Source organism: Streptomyces sp. NPDC096012, assembly GCF_040426375.1.
Lineage (GTDB): Bacteria > Actinomycetota > Actinomycetes > Streptomycetales > Streptomycetaceae > Streptomyces.
Genome location: NZ_JBEOTD010000047.1, coordinates 1 through 19,903 on the forward strand (window position 1 = coordinate 1; position 19,903 = coordinate 19,903).

Here is a 19,903-nt window from a genome sequence, read left to right on the forward strand (position 1 = left end):
ACTCGGCAAGGTCCTCGCCAAGCGCGTCGAACCGGCCCTCACCGAGGGCACCGACGTACCCGGCCTCGACCCGTCGACCAAGGCCCTCGTCGCCGAGTACCGGAAGCTGCGCGGCCGGGACTGACCGCCGGCACGCCCACGGCTGCGGCAACGGCCACGGCTGCGGCATCGGCCACCGCCGCGGCCGCAGCCGTGGGGCGCGAGCCGGGGGCTGTGGACCGGGGGTCGGCGGCCGGCTCAGGCCACCGCGCTCAGCGTGTCCGCGAGGCGCTTGCGGGCCGCGCGGGCCGCGGGCAGCGCGGCCAGTCCCGCCGCCCCCAGCACGGCGGCCGCACCCACCAGGAGCAGCAGCCCGGGGGAGGGGGACCGGGCGATCCCGGCCCCGATGCCGCTCGAGCTGCCCTCCGCGTCGATCAGCCGGTGGGCCAGCGGCAGGCCCAGCGCCGTACCGGCGACGGCGGCGCACAGGGCCGTGCAGCTCATCGCCGTGACGGTGATCGCGGTGATCTGCCGCGGGGACATGCCGATCGCCCGCAGCGCCAGCACGTCCCGCTCGCCCTCGCGCACGGTGCCGCCGATGGCGGTGAGCAGCTCGACCAGCCCGATGAGGGCCAGCACGGCGATCAGCCCGGCGACGACCGCGCGCAGCGGAGACAGCCCGTCGGCCGGGTTCGTGACGGGATGCACGTCCAGGTGACCCCGGCCGGCCGCGGTGAGCGCGCCGGCCACGCGGGAGGGGTCGGCACCGGGTCGCAGACGCAGTTCGTAGAAGGCCGGGGCCAGCCCGGGGTCGTTCTCGCGCAGGGTGTCCAGGGAGGTCGTCACCACCCGGCCGGCGTTCCGCGGTTCGAGACTGCGGCCGACGATGTGCAGGATCTGCGGCCGGTCGCCGACCGTCATCCGCACCCAGTCGCCGACCCGCACCCCCAGCAGGTCGAGCAGGCCCTGGCCGGCCACCGCCTCGTCCGGCCCGCGTGCGGCGCGGCCGTCGGCGAGCGCACAGGGGTAGGGCTCGCCGCGGGTGCCGACGCCGCGCAGTGCGATGGTGCCGGTCTGGCCGGGCACCAGCGCGGCCAGCTCGACACCGGGGTAGGCGGCGGCGACCCGGGAGTCACGGGTCAGCAGGCCGCGTACCCCGGCCGGGTCCGCGGAGCCGTCCGCGCGGACCGTGAGCGCGGCGGGCAGGCCCACCCGTTCGGGACTGCCGTGGAACCGGTCGATCGTGGTCCAGGCGCTCAGCGCCACCACGATCAGCAGCAGCGGCAGCGCCAGCCGGGCCACGGTCGCCAGTGACCGGCCGCGTCCGGTGAACGCCCGGTGGCAGCCGAGGACGAGCGCGGCCGGCAACCGCACGCCCAGAGCCCGCCGGGCCAGGCCGGTCAGCCGTCCGCCTGCGGGAGCGGACGGGCGCGGGACCGGAACCGGTGGCACCCGGCCCGCCCGCCAGGCCGCGAGTCCCGTGGTCAGGCCGATGAGCAGCACCGCGCCGACGGGCACCAGGCACAGCGCCAGGCTGTGTCCGGGCAGGCCCTGCCACACACCCACGGCGTCCCCGAGCCGCCCCGGTATCCGGCGGCCCAGGGCCTCGGTGAGCGCCGCGGCGGACACGGAGCCGAGCACGGCGTACGCGAGGTGCTGGAGCAGGAAGACCCGCACCACCTGGCCCGGCGTGAAACCGATCGCCTTGAGCACCGACAGGTCCCGCAGATGGCCGCGGATACGGGTGGCGATCGCGCCGTGCACCGCGAACCCGGCGGCGATCAGGGCGCCGAGACCGAACAGCCCCAGCACCTGCCCGAGCAGCCGGTTGTCGCCCTGGGCCGCGGAACGCGCCTGCTGCCAGGTGGAGACGTCGTCGACGGCGCCCGCGCCCAGTACGGTGACGGCGCGCTGCACGGCGTAGTCGGTGTCGGCCGGGTCGCTCAGCCGCAGCCCGGTCACCTGGCCGCCGGGGGCCCGTACGGCGGACGGCAGGGCCCACACCAGGCCCGGCCGCTCACCCGGGCCGTAGCGGGGCTCGGCACTGTCGGCGATGCCCTCGACCGTGAGGGTGCGGGCGGTGCCGGGCAGGGTGAGGGTGTCCCCGGGCTCGGCCAGCAGGGCGCGGGCCAAGCCGCTCTCCAGCACCACACCGTCCGGCTCGGCCGGGTCCAGCCAGTGTCCGGCGGTGAGCAGCGGGCGGCCCACGGAGGGCGGCCGCGCAAGTCCGCGCAGTTCCACGGAGGCGCGGACGCCACGCGAGGAGACCGTGGCGGCCTCGGTGCGGTAGGGACCGGCGACGGAGTCGACGCCGGGCAGCCGGGCGAGCCGGCGGGCGTCGGCGGACGCGGCGGTGTGGATCCACACGTGCGCCCCCCGGGCCTGGGTGAAGACGCGCTGCCAGGGGTTCGTGGCGTAGCCGAACAGGGCGGTGGCCAGCAGCAGCGAGGCCACGATGCCGGCGGTGGCCAGCACGAGGAAGAGCGCCTCGCCGCGATGCGTGCGCAGGTCGGAGTGCGCCCAGCGCAGGGTGGCCCGCACGCGCCTCAGCCCCTCGCCCCGCGCGGCACCGTCACGCGCGTCGCCGGCCGCTCCATCAGTCCCTCAGCTCCAGCACACCGGAGATGCCGCCGCGGCGCGGCGGCCCGCCGTCCAGGGCGGCGTCGTCGGCTATCCGGCCGTCGAAGAAGCTGATCACGCGGTCGGCGGCGCTCGCCAGCCGGGCGTCGTGGGTGACGAGGACGATGCTCTGCCCGCGCCCGTGGAAGCGGGACAGCAGCCGCATCACCTCGCGGGTGCCCTTGCTGTCGAGGCTGCCGGCGGGCTCGTCGGCCAGGAGCAGCGGCGGATGGTTGACCAGGGCACGGGCGAGCGCGACCCGCTGCTGCTCGCCACCGGACAGCTCGCCGGGCATGCTGCGCTCCTTGCCCTGCAGGCCCAGCTCGGCGAGCAGGCCCTCGCGCTCGGCGCGGGCCTTTCTCGGCGGGACGCCGGCCAGCAGGGCGGGCAGCTCGACGTTGTCGGCGACCGACAGGTTGGACACCAGGTTGAAGAACTGGAAGACGATGCCGATGGCCCTGCGGCGCTCCACCGCCCAGCGCCCCTCGCCGAAGGAGTCCGTGCACCGGCCGTCGAGCCAGATGCTGCCCTCGTCCGGCCGCTGCAGGCCGCCCAGCAGGTGCAGCAGCGTCGACTTGCCCGCACCGGACGGGCCGGTGATCGCCACGAACTCGCCGCGCGCCACGGCGAGGTCGACCCCGCGCACGGCGCGTACGGGCGCGCCCTCGCCGTGGTGGGTCTTCACCAGCCCGGCGGCACGCAGCAGGGGACCGGCAGAGCCGTCGCTCATTCCAGCTCCTCCAGTTCCTCCTGGCACCGCTCCAGCCAGTCGAGGTCGGCCTGCAGATGCAGCATCGCGCCCTCGATGAGCAGATGGGAGATGCGGTTGTCCCGGTTCTCGGCCGCGGCCAGCTTCGACAGATTGCGCATGGTGTTGAGGTACTGGCGCCGTTGTCTGTTGATGAGGGCGATCTGGTCGGCGAGACCGGTCTGCGGGGCGAGGGCGAGCTTCATGAAGAACTCGTCCCGTACCCGAGGCTCGTCCTCGGTCTCCTCGAACCAGGCGTGCAGCGCCTCGCGCCCGGCGTCGGTGAGGTGGTAGACCTTCTTGTTGGGCCGGCTGGACTGCTCGATGTCCTCGCCCTCGATCAGTCCCGACTTCTCGAGGCGGCCGAGGGTGACGTAGATCTGGCCGACGTTCGGCTGAGGGTACGCGGCGCCCAGCAGTTGCTCAAGGTCCTGCTTCAGCTCATAGCCGTGGGCCGGGCCGCGGGCGAGGAGTGCCAGGAGGGGCAGGCGCACTCGTGCTGTCCTCCTGTCTGCTCAATGTGCTCCAGGCCCTAGTATCGCTCATACCTAACAGGTATACATGGCCTCTGATCCCGGGCGAGGACGCCCGCGATGCCGGTGTACAGGGAGGAACCTATGCGGTGGATCCACGCCGCCGGTAGGGGCCTTCTCGTTCTCGTCGTGATCATGGCAGGGTACGCGGCTTCCGGTGCCCGTGCCGACGAGGGCGGCGCCCGGGGCCGCGGGCCGCTCACCCTGGCCACCGCCGGCGACCTCACCGGCTATCTCGGCCCGCTCCTGCGGGGCTGGAACCGCGCGCATCCCGGCGAGAAGGTCACGCTCGTCGAGCTGCCGGACTCCGCCGACGAGACCCACGCGCAGATGACCACCGACCTGCGCGGCGGCGACCGCGGCCGCTTCGACGTCCTGAACATCGACGTCGACTGGACCTCGGAGTTCGCGGCGGCCGGCTGGATCCGCCCGCTGCCCCGCGCCCGCTTCCCGCTGCGGACCTTCCTGCCCCCGGTCGTGGACACGGCCACCTACGACGGACGCCTGTACGCCGTGCCGTACGTCACCAACGCCGGGCTGCTGCTGTACCGCAAGGACGTCCTCGCCGAGGAGGGCGTGAGCCCGCCGCGCACCTGGGCCGAGCTGGAGCACGACGCGAAGACGATCGCGCCGAGGCACGGACTGGGGGGCTACGCGGGCCAGTTCCTGCCCTACGAGGGCCTCACCGTCAACGCGGCCGAGGCCGTCTACTCGGCGGGCGGCACGATCCTCGGCGCCGAGGGCACCCGCGTCACCGTCGACTCGGCCGCCGCCCGCGAGGGCATCGGCTTCCTCGCGCGGGGCGTCCGGGAGGGCTGGATCCCGAAACAGGCGCTGACGTACAAGGAGGAGGAGTCCAAACAGGCCTTCCAGGACGGCCACCTGCTCTTCCTGCGCAACTGGCCCTACGCCTACGCCGTCGCCTCCGCCAAGGGATCCAGGGTCGCCGGGAGGATCGGCGCCGTACCGCTGCCCGGGCCCGACGGGCCGGGGACGAGCGTCCTCGGCGGTTCCAACCTCGCGGTCAACGCGCACACCCGCCACCCCGACTCCGCCGCGCGGCTGATCGCCTATCTCACCAGCGCGCCCGTCCAGCGCCAGGTGCTCACCCGCGGCGCGCTGCCCCCGGTGCGCGCCGCGCTGTACGAGGATCCCGCGCTGGTGCGCCGGTTCCCCTACCTGCCGACCCTGCGCACCGCCGTCCTCACCGCCGCCCCGCGCCCCAAGAGCGCGCACTACGACCAGGTCAGCCTGGCGGTGCAGGCGGTCGTCCAGGACGCGCTCACCGGGCGCCAGACGCCGGGGCAGGCCGTGCGCAGGCTGGCGCGCGAACTCGACGCCATCGCGCGGCGCTAGCCGTCCATCGCGCGCGCCGCAAGGCACCCCTCGCGCGCCGCTGGCCGCCTGTCGCCGGTCACCCGCCATCCGACCGCTAGTTACCTGTTAAGTAACGCTGTCATCACAACTGTGGTCACTTTGCTGTGAAATGCCCTGTTTTTTAAGGCGTTCCAGACAACGGGTTCCGTTCATTTCATTGACACCTGTGCGCGACGCCTACCTAACATGCATGCACTACGGCCCCCCTTCCAGAGACAGGTCCACAGGGTTGAACAGGCAACAGTGGTGGCGCGACGCGGTGATCTACCAGGTGTACGTCCGCAGCTTCCTGGACAGCACCGGCGACGGCATCGGCGACCTGGCCGGCGTCCGGGCCGGCCTGCCGTACCTGAAGAAGCTCGGCGTCGACGGCATCTGGCTGAGCCCGTTCTACCCCTCGCCGCAGCACGACCACGGCTACGACGTGGCCGACTACCGCGGCGTCGACCCGGTCTTCGGCGATCTCGACGAGTTCGACCTGCTCATGGCCGCCGCCCGGCGGCTCGGCATCAAGGTGCTCCTCGACATCGTCCCCAACCACTGCTCCAGCGAACACCCGTGGTTCCGCGAGGCCCTGGCCGACGCGCCCGGCGGCCCGGCCCGCGCCCGCTTCCACTTCGCCGACGGCCGCGGCCCCGGCGGCGCGGAGCCGCCCAACAACTGGCACGCCATGTTCGGCGGCCCGGCCTGGACCCGTATCACGGAGCCCGACGGCCGCCCGGGCCAGTGGTACCTGCACATGTTCACGCCCCAGCAGCCCGACTGGAACTGGCGGGAACCGGGGATACCCGCGGAGTTCGACCGCGTCCTGCGGTTCTGGCTCGACCGGGGCGTGGACGGCTTCCGGATCGATGTGGCGGCCGGGCTGTACAAGCACCCCCTGCTGCCCGACTCCGACGACCCCGAGGCCGACGCCCGCACCCGCGACTCGGTCAACCCGCTCGCCTGGAACCGGCCCGAGGTGCACGACGTGTGGCGGCAGTGGCGTGCCACCTGCGAGGAGTACACCGCGCGGGACGGCCGGGAACGCCTCCTCGTCGGCGAGGTCTCCGTCCCCACCGCCCGCGAGCACGCCCGCTACGTCCGCCCCGACGAACTCCACCAGGCCTTCTTCTTCGACCTGCTCGGCGCACCCTGGGACGCCGAGGCCTTCCGCAAGGTCATCTCCGAGGCCATGCAGGACATCGCCGGCACCGGCTCGACCGTCACCTGGGTCCTCAACAACCACGACCAGGTCCGCACCGTCACCCGGTACGGCGAACCCGCCGTCGAGGGCAGCGGCCTCGGCCCCGCCCGTGCCCGGGCCGCCGCCCTGCTGATGCTGGCGCTGCCCGGCGCCGCGTACATCTACCAGGGCGAGGAACTGGGGCTGCCCGAGGTCGTCGACCTGCCCGACGACGTGCTCACCGACCCGATCTTCCACCGCACCGGCAGCCGCGCCCGTATCCGCGACGGCTGCCGGGTGCCGCTGCCCTGGTCCGGGCAGGCCTCCCCGTTCGGCTTCACCTCCGGCGCCGAGGGCGCCAGGCCGTGGCTGCCGCAGCCCGAGTACTTCGCCGAGTACGCCACCGACCGCGCCCTCGCCGACACCCGCTCCTTCTGGCACCTGTACCGCGACGGACTCCAGCTGCGGCACTCCCTGCCCCAGCTGGGCGAGGGCACGCTGCGCTGGCTGGACACCCAGCCCGGCGTCCTCGGCTTCGTCCGCGGCGACGGCCTCGTCTGCGCCGTCAACTTCGGCACCGCCCCGACCCCCGCGCCGGTCCCCGGCACCCCCCTGCTCTCCAGCGGCCCCTGCCCGCCCGGCGTCCTGCCCGGCTCCACGGCCGCCTGGTGGCTGAACGACCTCTGATCCGCGCCCAACACCCCATCTCCGAAAAGGACATCGACGATGATGCGACGACGTACGACCTGGCTCACCGGCTGCACCGCGCTCACCCTGACCCTCTGTGCCACCGCCTGCGGCGGCGGTTCGGTCTCCGCGGGCGGCGGTGACAAGGCGCTCAGCGGCCAGACCGTCACCGTGGCCGGCGTCTGGACCGGCAGCGAGCTGAAGAACTTCCAGAAAGTGCTGGACGCGTTCACCGAGAAGACCGGCGCCCGGACCCGGTTCGTCTCCACCGGCGACAACGTCTCCACGGTCGTCGGCAGCAAGATCGAGGGCGGCAACGCCCCCGACGTCGTGATGGTCCCGCAGGTCGGCGTGTTGCAGCAGTTCGCGAAGAAGGGCTGGCTGAAGCCGCTGTCCACCGCCACCGAGAAGGCCGTGGACGCCGGGTACGCGCCCGTCTGGAAGAAGTACGGCAGCGTCGGCGGCACCCTCTACGGCCTCTACTTCAAGGCCGCCCACAAGTCCACCGTCTGGTACAGCCCCGCCGCGCTCGCCCAGGCCGGGGTCCAGCCGCCGAAGACCTACGACGAGCTGATCAAGGCCGGGCACACCGTCTCCGACTCCGGCCTCGCCGCCTTCTCGGTGGCCGGAGAGGACGGCTGGACCCTCACCGACTGGTTCGAGAACGTCTACCTCTCCCAGGCCGGCCCCGGGAAGTACGACGCCCTCGCCGCGCACAAGCTGCCGTGGACCGACCCCAGCGTGGTGAAGGCGCTCACCACCCTCGGCAAGCTCTTCAAGGACAAGCAGCTCGTCGCAGGCGGCCCGAAGGGCGCCCTGAACACCGACTTCCCGGGCTCGGTGGAGAAGGTCTTCGGCCCCCAGCCCAAGGCCGGCATGGTCTACGAGGGCGACTTCGTCGCCGGCGTCGCCCACGACCAGTACGGCAAGTCGATCGGCAAGGACGCGAACTTCTTCCCCTTCCCCGCGGTCGACGGCGGCAGCGCACCGGTCGTCAGCGGCGGTGACGCGGCGGTCGTCCTGAAGGACGCCAAGAACGCCAAGGCAGGCATGAAGCTCCTGGAGTACCTGGCCACCCCGGAGGCGGCCGGCGTCTGGGCGAAGGCGGGCGGCTTCCTCTCCCCGAACAAGAAGCTCGGCCTCGACCAGTACGGCGACGACGTCACCCGCGCCACCGCCAAGTCCCTCGTCGGAGCCGGTGACTCGGTCCGCTTCGACATGTCCGACCAGGCGCCCGCGGCCTTCGGCGGCACCAAGGGCGCCGGCGAGTGGAAGCTGCTGCAGGACTTCCTGCGCGACCCGTCGGACCCGAAGGGGACCGCGGCGAAGCTCGAAGCCGCGGCGGCCAAGTCCTACCAGAACTGAGCGACAGCACCATGACCGCCACACTCGCGAAACAGCGGACGGGCCCGCAGGCCGCCGGTACGGCGCGCGGGCCCCGCCGCCGGCGGCGCACCCGGCTCGGCGCCCTGCTCTTCGTCTTCCCCGCGCTGCTCCTGCTCGGCGCCCTCGTCGTCTACCCGGTGCTGTTCTCCGTCGGCCGCAGCTTCTTCGACGCCTCCGGCACCCGGTTCGTCGGCGGCGGCAACTACGCCGAGATGTTCCGGGACCCGGCCACGCTGAAGGCCATCCGCAACACCACCGTCTGGGTGGTCGTGGCACCGGCCCTGCTCACCGGCCTCGGCCTGATCCTGGCCGTCCTGGTGGAGAAGGTGCGCTGGGCCACGGCGTTCAAGCTGCTCCTCTTCATGCCGATGGCGGTGTCCTTCCTCGCCGCCGGCATCATCTTCCGCCTCGCCTACGACCAGGACCCGGACAAGGGCGTACTGAACGCGGCCGCCGTCTCCGTCCACGACGCCTTCACGGGCACGCCGGCGTACCCGACGGCCCGCGGACGCCAGGGCCTGATGACCCAGGACCGGGACGGCTCCTACCGCACGACCGCCGCGACGGGCCGCCCGGTGACGCTTCCCATGGTCGGCGTCCTGCCCGGGGACCTCCCCCGGGACGCGTCGCCCGCGTACCCGGCGGCCGGCGCGAAGGCCGCCCCGGACGAGCTGCGCGGTGTCGTCTACCTGGACTTCACGCCCGGCGGCGGAGGCAGGCAGGGCAAGGTCGACCGGCGGGAGAGCGGGCTGCCCGGGATGAAGGTCGAGGCGGTGCGGGACGGCAGGACGGTCGCGAGCACGACGACCGCGGCCGACGGCTCCTTCCGCCTCTCCGGGCTCGACCGGGGCTCCTACGCGGTGAAGCTGCCCGCCGCCGACTTCGCCGCGCCCTACCAGGGGGTCTCCTGGCTCGGACCGGCCCTCGTCACCCCGGCGATCATCGGCGCGTACCTGTGGATCTGGACGGGATTCGCGATGGTGCTGATCGGCGCCGGCCTCTCCACGCTGCCCCGGGACACGCTGGAGGCGGCCCGGATGGACGGCGCCAACGAGTGGCAGGTCTTCCGCCGCATCACGGTCCCGCTCCTCGCGCCCGTGCTCACGGTGGTCTTCGTGACCCTCGTGATCAACGTGATGAAGGTCTTCGACCTCGTCTACATCATCGCGCCCGGCCCGGTGCAGGAGGACGCCACCGTCCTCGCCACCCAGATGTGGCTCGTGTCCTTCGGCGGCGGCAACAACCAGGGACTCGGCAGCGCCCTCGGCGTGCTCCTGTTGCTCCTGGTGATCCCCGCGATGGTCTTCAACGTCCGCCGTTTCCGACAGAGTCAGCGATGAGGTCAGCGATGAGGAGTCAGCGATGAACGCGGTGCGGCGAGGCCTGGGCAACGCCCTGGTGCAGGCCTTCCTGGTGGTGATCGGCCTGGTCTGGCTGACCCCGCTGGCCGGACTGTTCCTGTCCTCCCTGCGGTCGGCGCAGGACACCGCGAAGGGCGGCTGGTGGACCTCCCTGGCCGCGCCGGGGCAGCTGTCCTTCGCCAACTACTCGGCGCTGCTGAAGAACTCGGGCATCACCCAGGCCTTCTGGAACACCGTGCTGATCTCGGTGCCGGCCACCACCCTGGTCGTCGTGATCGCGGCCCTGGCCGGATACGCCTTCGCCTGGCTGGACTTCCCCCTGCGGGAACCCCTGTTCCTGCTCGTGGTGGCCCTGCTGGTGGTGCCGGTGCAGATCGGTCTGCTGCCGGTGGCCAAACTGTTCGGCCAGCTCGGCCTGTTCGGCACCATACCCGGCGTCGTGCTGTTCCACGTGGCCTACGGGCTGCCGTTCGCGGTGTTCCTGCTGCGCAACTACTTCGCGGAGATGCCGAAGGAGATGCTGGAGGCGGCGCGGATGGACGGCGGCAGCGAGTGGCGCATCTTCACCCGGCTCGTGCTGCCGGTCGGCCGCCCGGCCATCGCCTCCCTCGCCATCTTCCAGTTCCTGTGGGTCTGGAACGACATGCTGGTCGCGCTGCTCTTCGCCGACAGCTCCTCGCAGCCGCTGACCGTGGAACTCCAGTCCCAGATCCGCCAGTTCGGCAGCAACATCGACGTCCTGGCGCCCGGCGCCTTCCTGTCCCTGATCGTCCCGGTGGTGGTGTTCTTCGCCTTCCAGCGGCACTTCGTCCAGGGCGTGATGGCGGGCTCGGTCAAGTGACCGAGCCCGGCCGCGGCGTCAGCCGTGATAGCCGATGTAGCCGTTGCCGTCCCGGTCGTCGCGGGACTTGGTGTAGGCGTGGGTGTCGGCGTGCGCGCCGGACGGCTTGTACAGGTACGCGGTGTCCTTGTCGTTGTTCCAGAGGAAGTTGCAGTTCTGGCGGTAGACGACGTTCTTGGCGTCCGAGTCCGTGCCGTGGCCCCCGCGCAGCTGGACGTAGTCGCCGGGCTGGAGGTAGTGGTCGGCGGGGAACGTGAACCTGTTGCCGGTGGCGTCCTTGACGACGTAGCCCTTGAGATTGACCGTCGCGGTGCGCGAGTAGTTCTTGACCGTCAGGTACTCGCTCTTGCTGTTGCCCGTACGGCAGTTGTTGGAGTCCCGGCCCGGCGCGTCGTACTGGATGCCCTTGATCTTCAGGGACGACGAGTACTCGGTGGCCTGGGCCGGGGTCGCGACGACGACGGCGAGCGTTGCGGCGGTGACGGCGCCGGCCAGGACGAAGCGTATGTGCATGAGGTCCCCCCTCAATGGTGCGGATGGAGCGCCAGGAGCCTACCCAAAAGATGGACGGCGCGTGGCCGTCCGGTGAGGAAAGCGTGAACTGCCTGCCGGGGAGGGGGATCTGCCTGCCGGGGAGGGGGAACTGCGGAGAGTTCGCGGGAACGACGAAGCGGCGGGGAGCGACTCCCCGCCGCCCGCGTCATCTGTTCCTCAGGGCGAAGCCGGCGGATACAGCGAGCGCGGCAGCTGCGAGGCCGCCGCCGCGTCCAGCAGCCACAGGGTGCGCTGCCGGCCGTACGCGCCCGCCGCCGGGGCCTGGATCTCGCCCGCCCCGGACAGGGCGATGGCCACCGCCTCGGCCTTGTCCTCACCGGCCGCGAGCAGCCACACCTCGCGGGCCGCGCGGATCGCCGGCAGGGTGAGGGTGATACGGGTGGGCGGCGGCTTCGGCGCGCCGTGGACGCCGACCACCGTGCGCTCGGTCTCCCGCACGGCCGGCATCTCCGGGAAGAGCGAGGCCACATGGGTGTCCGGCCCGACGCCCAGCATCAGGACGTCGAACGTCGGGACCGAGCCGTGGTTCTCCGGCCCGGAGGCCTTCGCCAGTTCCGCCGCGTAGGCTTCCGCGGCGGCCTCGACGTCCGAGCCGTACGGGCCGTCGGAGGCGGGCATGGCGTGCACGCGCTCCGGGTCCAGCGGCACGTGGTCCAGCAGGATCTCGCGGGCCTGCGTGACATTGCGCTCGGGGTCGCCCTCGGGCAGGAAACGCTCGTCGCCCCACCACACGTCGAGGCGGCCCCAGTCGATGGCGTCCCGGGCGGGGGCCGCCGCCAGCGCGGACAGCAGGCCGTTGCCGTTGCGGCCGCCCGTGAGGACCACGGACGCGGTGCCCCGGGAGGCCTGCGCGTCCACGATCTTCGTGATCAGGCGGGCCGCGGCGGCCTGCGCCATCAGCTCCTTGTCGCGGTGGACGACCAACTGGGGAGTGCTCACTTCGCCGCCGCCTTCCTCGCCGGTGCCTTCTTCGCGGTCTTGGCCGCGGCCTTCTTCGCGGGTGCCTTCGCGGCCTCCTCGACCGGCTCGGGCTCGGCGACGGGCTCCGCCTCGGCGACCGGATCAGCGGCCTCGCCCCCCGGGACCGGCTCGGCCCCGGCGCCCCCGGACTGCTGTTCGGGGACGGTGTGCAGCCGTTCCACGCCGTAACGCAGCACCGACGCGTAGATGTCGTCCGGGTCGAGCCGGCGCAGTTCCTCCGCGATCAGCTCGGCGGTGTCCCGCCGGTTGAGCGCCACCGCGCGCGGCGGCTGCCCCTCGATGGACAGCGTCGCCAGCGATCCGTCCGCACGGTCCAGGGCGACCGGGCCGCAGGTGGTGTCCATCCGGACGGCCGTGAGACCCGGTCCGGACGACAGCGACCGCCGCACCGGCACGTCCAGCCGGTCCGCCAGCCACATCGCCAGCAGCTCGCAGCTCGGGTTGAACTCCTCGCCCTCCACCTCGACGGCCTTCACCTCGCAGGTGATCTGGTCCAGGGCCGCCGCGAGCATCGAACGCCACGGCGTGATCCGGGTCCAGGACAGGTCGGTGTCGCCGGGCGTGTAGGCCTCGGCGCGGGCGGACAGCTCGCGCACCGGCTGCTCGGCGGTGTAGGTGTCGGTGACCCGGCGCTGGGCGAGCGCGCCCAGCGGGTCCTTCGCCGGGTCCTGCGGAGAGTTCACCGGCCACCACACGACCACCGGGGCGTCCGGCAGCAGCAGCGGCAGGACGACCGAGTCGGCGTGCTCGACGACCTCGCCGTACAGCCGGAGGACGACCGTCTCGCCCGTGCCCGCGTCCGCGCCCACCCGCACCTCGGCGTCGAGACGCGAGGACGTACGGTCGCGCGGGCCGCGGGAGACCCGCTTGATGACCACGAGCGTGCGCGAGGGGTGCTCGCGCGAGGCGTCGTTGGCGGCCTTCAGGGAGTCGTAGGCGTTCTCCTCGTCGGTGACGATGACGAGGGTCAGGACCATGCCGACGGCGGGTGTGCCGATGGCCCGGCGGCCCTTGACGAGCGCCTTGTTGATCTCGCCGGCGGTGGTGTCGGTCAGGTCTATCTTCATGGCCGGCGCCAGCTCCGTCCGTCTCGTGCGAGCATCTCGTCCGCCTCGGCGGGACCCCAGGTGCCCGACTTGTACTGGGCCGGCCTGCCGTGCTTGTCCCAGTACTCCTCGATCGGGTCGAGGATCTTCCAGGACAGCTCGACCTCCTCCGTGCGCGGGAAGAGGTTGGCGTCGCCCAGCAGCACGTCCAGGATCAGGCGCTCGTAGGCCTCCGGGCTGGACTCCGTGAACGACTCGCCGTAGGCGAAGTCCATGGAGACGTCCCGGATCTCCATCGAGGTGCCCGGCACCTTGGAGCCGAAGCGGACCGTGATGCCCTCGTCCGGCTGGACGCGGATGACGATCGCGTTCTGCCCGAGCTCCTCGGTCGCCGTCTGGTCGAAGGGGGAGTGCGGGGCCCGCTGGAAGACGACCGCGATCTCGGTCACGCGCCGGCCGAGCCGCTTGCCGGTGCGCAGATAGAAGGGGACGCCCGCCCAGCGGCGGTTGTCGATCTCGACCTTGACCGCGGCGTAGGTGTCGGTCTTCGAGTTGGGGTCGATGCCCTCCTCCTCGAGGTAGCCGACGACCTTCTGGCCGCCCTGCCAGCCGGCCGCGTACTGGCCGCGCACGCTGTGCCGGCCGAGGTCGTCGGGCAGCCGCACCGCGCCGAGCACCTTCTCCTTCTCGGCGGCCAGCGCGTCCGCGGAGAACGAGGCGGGCTCCTCCATGGCGGTGAGGGCCATGAGCTGCAGCAGGTGGTTCTGGATGACGTCACGGGCGGCGCCGATGCCGTCGTAGTAGCCGGCCCGGCCGCCGATGCCGATGTCCTCGGCCATGGTGATCTGCACGTGGTCCACGAAGGACCGGTTCCAGATCGGCTCGAACATCGTGTTCGCGAAGCGCAGGGCCAGTATGTTCTGGACGGTCTCCTTGCCGAGGTAGTGGTCGATCCGGAAGACCTGCTCCGGCTCGAACACCTCGTGCACGACCTTGTTCAGCTCCTCGGCCGACTTCAGGTCGTGGCCGAACGGCTTCTCGATGACCGCGCGGCGCCAGGAACCGCCCGACTGGTCGGCCAGGCCGTGCTTCTTCAGCTGCTGGATGACCACCGGGAAGGAGCGCGGGGGCACCGACAGGTAGAAGGCGAAGTTGCCGCCCGTGCCCTGTGCCTTGTCCAGCTCCTCGATGGTGGCGCGCAGCCGCTCGAAGGCGTCGTCGTCGTCGAAGGTGCCCTGGACGAAGCGCATCCCCTGGATGAGCTGCTGCCAGACCTCCTCGCGGAACGGCGTGCGCGAGTGCTCCTTGACGGCGTCGTGCACCACTTGGGCGAAGTCCTCGTGCTCCCAGTCGCGGCGGGCGAAGCCCACCAGCGAGAAGCCCGGCGGCAGGAGGCCGCGGTTGGCGAGGTCGTACACCGCGGGCATCAGCTTCTTGCGGGACAGATCGCCCGTGACGCCGAAGATGACCAGACCCGACGGCCCCGCGATGCGCGGGAGCCGTCGGTCGGCCGGGTCACGAAGCGGGTTCGCTCCGGGGCCGGAAACGGGTGACAAATCAGCCCTCCGAGGGGGCGAGGCGCTCGAGCTCCGCCTGGGTCGACTTCAGCAGGTCGTTCCAGGAGGCCTCGAACTTCTCGACGCCCTCCTCCTCCAGCACCCGGACCACGTCGTCGTACGAGATCCCGAGCTTCTCCAGCGCGTCGAGGACGGCGCGGGACTGCTCGTACGTACCGGCGATCGTGTTGCCGGTGATCTCGCCGTGGTCCTCGACGGCCTGCAGCGTGGCCTCGGGCATGGTGTTGACCGTGTTCGGCGCGACCAGCTCGGTGACGTACATGGTGTCCGGGTACGCCGGGTCCTTCACGCCGGTCGACGCCCACAGCGGACGCTGCTTGTTGGCGCCCTCCTTCTCCAGCGCGTTCCAGCGGTCGGAGGAGAAGACCTCCTCGAACGCCTGGTAGGCGAGGCGGGCGTTGGCCACGGCGGCCTTGCCGCGCAGCGCCTTGGCCTCCTCGGTGCCGATCTCGTCCAGGCGCTTGTCGACCTCGCTGTCCACACGGGACACGAAGAAGGACGCCACCGAATGGATCTTCGACAGGTCCAGGCCGCGCTCCTTGGCCTTCTCCAGGCCGGAGAGGTAGGCGTCCATGACGGCCCGGTACCGCTGCAGCGAGAAGATCAGCGTGACGTTGACGCTGATGCCGAGACCGATCGTCGAGGTGATCGCCGGCAGACCCGCCATGGTGGCCGGGATCTTGATGAGGGTGTTCGGGCGGTCGACGAGCCAGGCCAGCTGCTTGGCCTCGGCGACGGTCGCCTTCTCGTTGTGCGCGAGGCGCGGGTCGACCTCGATGGAGACCCGCCCGTCCTTGCCGCCGGTGGCGTCGAAGACGGGGTGCAGGATGTCGGCGGCGTCGCGGACGTCCGCCGTGGTGATCATGCGGATGGCCTCTTCGACGGTGACCTTGCGGGCGGCGAGGTCGGACAGCTGCTCGTCGTAGCCGTCGCCCTGCGAGATCGCCTTCTGGAAGATCGTGGGGTTGGTGGTGACGCCCACGACGTGCTGCTGGTCGATCAGCTCGGCGAGGTTGCCGGACGTGATCCGCTTGCGCGACAGGTCGTCCAGCCAGATCGCGACGCCTTCTTCGGAGAGGCGCTTGAGTGCGTCTGTCATGGAATTACATCTCCTACGTGTCGTATGTGAGCGTCAGCGCTGGGCGGCGGCGATGGATTCCCGGGCCTTGGCGGCCACGTTCTCGGCGGTGAAGCCGAACTCGCGGAAGAGCACCTTGGCGTCGGCGGAAGCACCGAAGTGCTCCAGGGAAACGATGCGGCCGGCGTCCCCCACGTACTTGTGCCAGGTCAGCCCGACGCCCGCCTCCACGGCGACACGGGCCCTCAGGGACGGCGGCAGCACGGAGTCCCGGTACCCCTGGTCCTGCTGCTCGAACCACTCCACGCACGGCATCGACACAACCCGGGTGGGCACGCCGTCGGCCTGGAGCTGCTCACGGGCCTCGACGGCCACATGGACCTCGGAACCGGTGGCGATCAGCACGACCTGCGCCTCGCCGCCCTCGGCCTCGAAGAGGACGTAGCCACCGCGGGCGGCGTCCTCGTTCGGCTCGTAGGTGGGCACGCCCTGCCGGGTCAGGGCGAAGCCGTGCGGCTGGCCCTTGCCGAACTCCTTGGTGTACCGCTTGAGGGTCTCCCGCCAGGCGATCGCGGTCTCGTTGGCGTCCGCCGGGCGGACGATGTTCAGACCGGGGATGGCGCGCAGCGAGGCCAGGTGCTCGACCGGCTGGTGGGTGGGGCCGTCCTCGCCGAGACCGATGGAGTCGTGCGTCCACACGAACGTCACCGGCAGGTGCATCAGGGCCGACAGGCGCACCGCGTTGCGCATGTAGTCGGAGAAGACGAGGAACGTGCCGCCGTACACCCGGGTGTTGCCGTGCAGCGTGATGCCGTTCAGCTCCGCGCCCATGGAGTGCTCGCGGATACCGAAGTGGATCGTGCGGCCGTACGGGTCGGCCTCCGGCAGCGGGTTGCCCTCGGGGAGGAAGGAGCTGTCCTTGTCGATCGTGGTGTTGTTCGACCCGGCGAGGTCGGCGGAGCCGCCCCACAGCTCGGGGATGACCGCGCCGAGCGCCTGCAGCACCTTGCCGGAGGCGGCCCGCGTGGCGACCGCCTTGCCCGGCTCGAAGACCGGGAGCTTCTCCTCCCAGCCGGTGGGCAGCTCGCCCTTGCTGATGCGGTCGTACTCGGCGGCGCGCTCGGGGTTGGCGTCCCGCCACTTCTGGAAGGGCTTCTCCCACTCGGCCTTGGCCGCGCGGCCCCGGTCGAGCGCCCGGCGGGTGTGGGCGATCACCTCGTCGTCGACCTGGAAGGACTTCTCGGGGTCGAAGCCGAGGATTCGCTTGGTGGCCGCGACCTCCTCCTCGCCCAGCGCGGAGCCGTGCGCGGCCTCGGTGTTCTGGGCGTTCGGGGCCGGCCAGGCGATGATCGAGCGCATCGCGATGAAGGACGGCCGGTCGGTGACCCGCTTGGCCTCCTGGATCGCGGCGAAGATCGCCTCCGGGTCCAGGTCGCCGTCCGACCTCGGCGCCACGCGCTGGACGTGCCAGCCGTAGGCCTCGTACCGCTTGACGGTGTCCTCGGAGACGGCCGTCTCGGTGTCGCCCTCGATCGAGATGTGGTTGTCGTCCCACAGCAGGACCAGGTTGCCCAGCTTCTGGTGGCCGGCCAGCGAGGACGCCTCGGCGGAGATGCCCTCCTGCAGACAGCCGTCGCCGGCGATGCAGTAGATGAAGTGGTCGAAGGGGGACTCGCCCTGCGGGGCCTCCGGGTCGAACAGACCGCGCTCGTAGCGGGCGGCCATCGCCATGCCCACCGCGTTGGCCACACCCTGGCCCAGCGGGCCGGTGGTGGTCTCGACACCCCGGGTGTGCCCGTACTCCGGGTGGCCCGGGGTCTTCGAGCCCCAGGTCCGGAAGGACTCCAGGTCCTCCAGCTCCAGGCCGAACCCGGCCAGGTAGAGCTGCGTGTAGAGGGTCAGGGACGAGTGACCGGCGGACAGCACGAAGCGGTCGCGGCCCACCCACTCCGGGTCGGCCGGATCGTGCCGCATCACCTTCTGGAAGAGGGTGTAGGCGGCGGGTGCCAGGCTCATCGCCGTACCGGGATGGCCGTTGCCGACCTTCTGTACGGCGTCGGCGGCCAGGACGCGGGCGGTGTCCACGGCCCGCTGGTCCAGGTCGGTCCACTCAAGGTCTGTGGTGGTCGGCTTGGTGCTCACCCTGGGTCAGGGCTCCTCTCCACATGTCGGTCGCCGGTCTGCGGGGCATGCGCCCACCCGGCCGCCGGCGTGCTTCTGCCCGCCGGCCGCTGTCGAGCCTACCCCCGTAAGGACGTGCGTTTTTTCGACTGTTTCCAGACTGCCGGGACTCCATGCGATCCGCCTCCCGACTGGCCGACAAGGCATTTGGCACATGAATACGGAGCCGCTCATCTGACTGCTCAATCGAGCTTTGTGACCCCTCTTCTGTGCCGCCCGTCAACACGAGCCCACCCCCGCGAAGGGCGGGGTATGGGCAACGTCTAAAGTGGCGTGGTACGCGCGAGCCTTTACCGGGACTTCACACGGGGAGGCTTGCTGGGATGTCTCTGTCAGGGGTGTGCGTGACGGCCGTCGAATCCCGTCCTGGGGGCACCTCCCAGGCCTTCAAGGCCCTGGGGGAGGGTGCGCCCGGCGATGCGAGCCAGGGCCCGGCTCATCGGCCGTTCGGGGCCCGTGCCAAGGCGTTCGTGGCGCTGACCAAGCCGCGGATCATCGAGCTGCTGCTCATCACCACCGTTCCGGTGATGTTCCTGGCGCAGCAGGGTGTGCCCGACCTGAAGCTGGTCCTGCTCACCTGCATCGGCGGCTATCTCTCCGCGGGCGGCGCCAACGCCCTGAACATGTACATCGACCGGGACATCGACGCCCTCATGGACCGCACCTCGCAGCGGCCGCTGGTCACCGGCATGGTCAGCCCGCGCGAGTGCCTGGCCTTCGGCGTCACCCTCGCCGTCGTCTCGACGCTGCTGTTCGGCCTCACCGTCAACTGGCTGAGCGCCTGGCTGTCACTCGGGGCGCTCCTCTTCTACGTCGTCGTCTACACGATGCTCCTCAAGCGGCGTACCTCGCAGAACATCGTCTGGGGCGGCATCGCCGGCTGCCTGCCGGTGCTGATCGGCTGGTCCTCGGTCACGAACTCGATGTCCTGGGCGCCGGTCGTGCTCTTCCTCGTCATGTTCTTCTGGACCCCGCCGCACTACTGGCCGCTGTCCATGAAGGTCAGGGAGGACTACGCGCGCGTGGGCGTGCCGATGCTGCCGGTCATCGCCTCCAACAAGGTGGTCGCCAAGCAGATCGTGATCTACAGCTGGGTGATGGTCGCCGTCTCCCTGCTGCTGACCCCGCTCGGCTACACCGGCTGGTTCTACACCGTGGTCGCCCTCGCGGCCGGCGGCTTCTGGCTCTGGGAGGCGCACGGGCTGCAGAACCGCGCGAAGGCCGAGGCGACCGGGGTCAAGCTGAAGGAGATGCGGCTCTTCCACTGGTCGATCACCTACGTGTCGATCCTCTTCGTCGCCGTCGCGGTGGACCCCTTCCTGCGCTAGTTCCCGCGCCGGCGGGCTCCGGCGGCACGCTTCCGCACCGACGGGAGGGGTGCGTGGCCAAGGCCACGCACCCCTCCCGTCGCCGTTCGATCTACTCGTCGGTAGCATCCTGGCCATGGCAGACACGCAGCAGGTTGACCCGAAGGCCGACGCCAGGTCCGAGCGCGAGGTGGCGAGGCTCGTCCGGCGGATCGGCGCCTTCTCCAAGGCCCACGGCGGCGCCGAGGGCCACGTGGCACACATCGGCGAACGCGGTGCCCGGATCGTGCTCGTCGGCGAGGACGGCGGCTGGGGCGACCAGGTGGCCCGCAGCACGGCGATCGCCCACGAGGCGGTGAACCGGGCCGGCATCACCGTCCACGAGTCCTTCGACGGCGAGTTCGCGGCGAAGATGAAGACGGGCCCGTACGAGTGGAAGCGGATGGCGGGCATGCAGATCGGCGGCTGACCCGCTCGCCCGG

General features: G+C 71.6%; 16 protein-coding genes. 7 read left to right on the plus strand and 9 right to left on the minus strand.

The window, feature by feature from the left end; genetic code table 11:
* Positions 1-237 precede the first annotated feature (237 nt).
* Genes ABVB68_RS31940 through ABVB68_RS31950 form a run of 3 tightly spaced genes read right to left on the minus strand, consistent with a single transcriptional unit; the run spans position 238 to position 3,840 of the window.
* Positions 238-2,520 (minus strand): ABC transporter permease, encoded by a 2,283-nt coding sequence (locus tag ABVB68_RS31940; RefSeq protein ID WP_353604673.1) that lies wholly within the window; start codon positions 2,518-2,520, stop codon positions 238-240.
* 55 nt (positions 2,521-2,575) lie between these two features.
* Positions 2,576-3,328: an ABC transporter ATP-binding protein gene (locus ABVB68_RS31945; protein ID WP_353604674.1), complete on the minus strand. Its 753-nt coding sequence runs from the start codon at positions 3,326-3,328 to the stop codon at positions 2,576-2,578.
* A complete protein-coding gene (locus tag ABVB68_RS31950; RefSeq protein ID WP_353604675.1) occupies positions 3,325-3,840 on the minus strand; it encodes a PadR family transcriptional regulator in 516 nt (171 codons plus the stop codon). Before ABVB68_RS31950 ends, ABVB68_RS31945 begins: the two co-directional genes overlap by 4 nt.
* A 123-nt stretch (positions 3,841-3,963) precedes the next feature.
* Here ABVB68_RS31950 and ABVB68_RS31955 point away from each other — a divergent pair, with 123 nt between their 5' ends.
* From ABVB68_RS31955 to ABVB68_RS31975, 5 genes are all read left to right on the plus strand, one after another.
* Positions 3,964-5,235 (plus strand): ABC transporter substrate-binding protein, encoded by a 1,272-nt coding sequence (locus ABVB68_RS31955; protein WP_353604676.1) that lies wholly within the window; start codon positions 3,964-3,966, stop codon positions 5,233-5,235.
* Between the two features lie 211 nt (positions 5,236-5,446).
* Positions 5,447-7,108, plus strand: a complete 1,662-nt coding sequence (locus tag ABVB68_RS31960) for a glycoside hydrolase family 13 protein (RefSeq protein WP_353604677.1) — start codon at positions 5,447-5,449, stop codon at positions 7,106-7,108.
* Between the two features lie 39 nt (positions 7,109-7,147).
* On the plus strand, positions 7,148-8,473 hold the full coding sequence (locus ABVB68_RS31965) for an ABC transporter substrate-binding protein (RefSeq protein ID WP_353604678.1): 1,326 nt from the start codon (positions 7,148-7,150) through the stop codon (positions 8,471-8,473).
* A gap of 11 nt (positions 8,474-8,484) precedes the next feature.
* Positions 8,485-9,834, plus strand: a complete 1,350-nt coding sequence (locus tag ABVB68_RS31970) for an ABC transporter permease (protein WP_353604679.1) — start codon at positions 8,485-8,487, stop codon at positions 9,832-9,834.
* Between the two features lie 22 nt (positions 9,835-9,856).
* Positions 9,857-10,696: a carbohydrate ABC transporter permease gene (locus tag ABVB68_RS31975; RefSeq protein ID WP_353604680.1), complete on the plus strand. Its 840-nt coding sequence runs from the start codon at positions 9,857-9,859 to the stop codon at positions 10,694-10,696.
* Positions 10,697-10,714: 18 nt separating this feature from the next.
* On the opposite strand, the gene ABVB68_RS31980 is transcribed toward ABVB68_RS31975, so the two are convergent.
* From ABVB68_RS31980 to tkt, 6 genes are all read right to left on the minus strand, one after another.
* Entirely contained in the window at positions 10,715-11,209 is a 495-nt protein-coding gene (locus ABVB68_RS31980) for a lamin tail domain-containing protein (protein WP_353604681.1), read from the minus strand.
* 198 nt (positions 11,210-11,407) lie between these two features.
* Positions 11,408-12,190, minus strand: a complete 783-nt coding sequence (pgl, locus tag ABVB68_RS31985) for a 6-phosphogluconolactonase (protein WP_353604682.1) — start codon at positions 12,188-12,190, stop codon at positions 11,408-11,410.
* Complete coding sequence (gene opcA, locus ABVB68_RS31990) at positions 12,187-13,299, minus strand: glucose-6-phosphate dehydrogenase assembly protein OpcA (RefSeq protein WP_353604683.1); 1,113 nt, start codon at positions 13,297-13,299, stop codon at positions 12,187-12,189. Before opcA ends, pgl begins: the two co-directional genes overlap by 4 nt.
* Entirely contained in the window at positions 13,296-14,834 is a 1,539-nt protein-coding gene (zwf, locus tag ABVB68_RS31995) for a glucose-6-phosphate dehydrogenase (protein ID WP_353604684.1), read from the minus strand. The genes opcA and zwf overlap by 4 nt, the downstream gene beginning before the upstream one ends.
* Position 14,835: 1 nt before the next feature.
* A complete protein-coding gene (tal, locus tag ABVB68_RS32000; protein ID WP_353604685.1) occupies positions 14,836-15,954 on the minus strand; it encodes a transaldolase in 1,119 nt (372 codons plus the stop codon).
* A gap of 33 nt (positions 15,955-15,987) precedes the next feature.
* Positions 15,988-18,075 carry a transketolase gene (tkt, locus tag ABVB68_RS32005; protein WP_353604686.1) on the minus strand — a complete coding sequence of 696 codons (2,088 nt, stop codon included), beginning with the start codon at positions 18,073-18,075 and terminating at the stop codon, positions 15,988-15,990.
* Between the two features lie 377 nt (positions 18,076-18,452).
* Between tkt and ABVB68_RS32010 the strand changes: the two genes are divergently transcribed.
* Both ABVB68_RS32010 and ABVB68_RS32015 read left to right on the plus strand, forming a co-directional pair.
* Positions 18,453-19,442, plus strand: a complete 990-nt coding sequence (locus ABVB68_RS32010) for a heme o synthase (protein WP_503006418.1) — start codon at positions 18,453-18,455, stop codon at positions 19,440-19,442.
* Between the two features lie 115 nt (positions 19,443-19,557).
* Positions 19,558-19,890, plus strand: a complete 333-nt coding sequence (locus ABVB68_RS32015; RefSeq protein ID WP_353604688.1) for a hypothetical protein — start codon at positions 19,558-19,560, stop codon at positions 19,888-19,890.
* Positions 19,891-19,903: the final 13 nt, after the last annotated feature.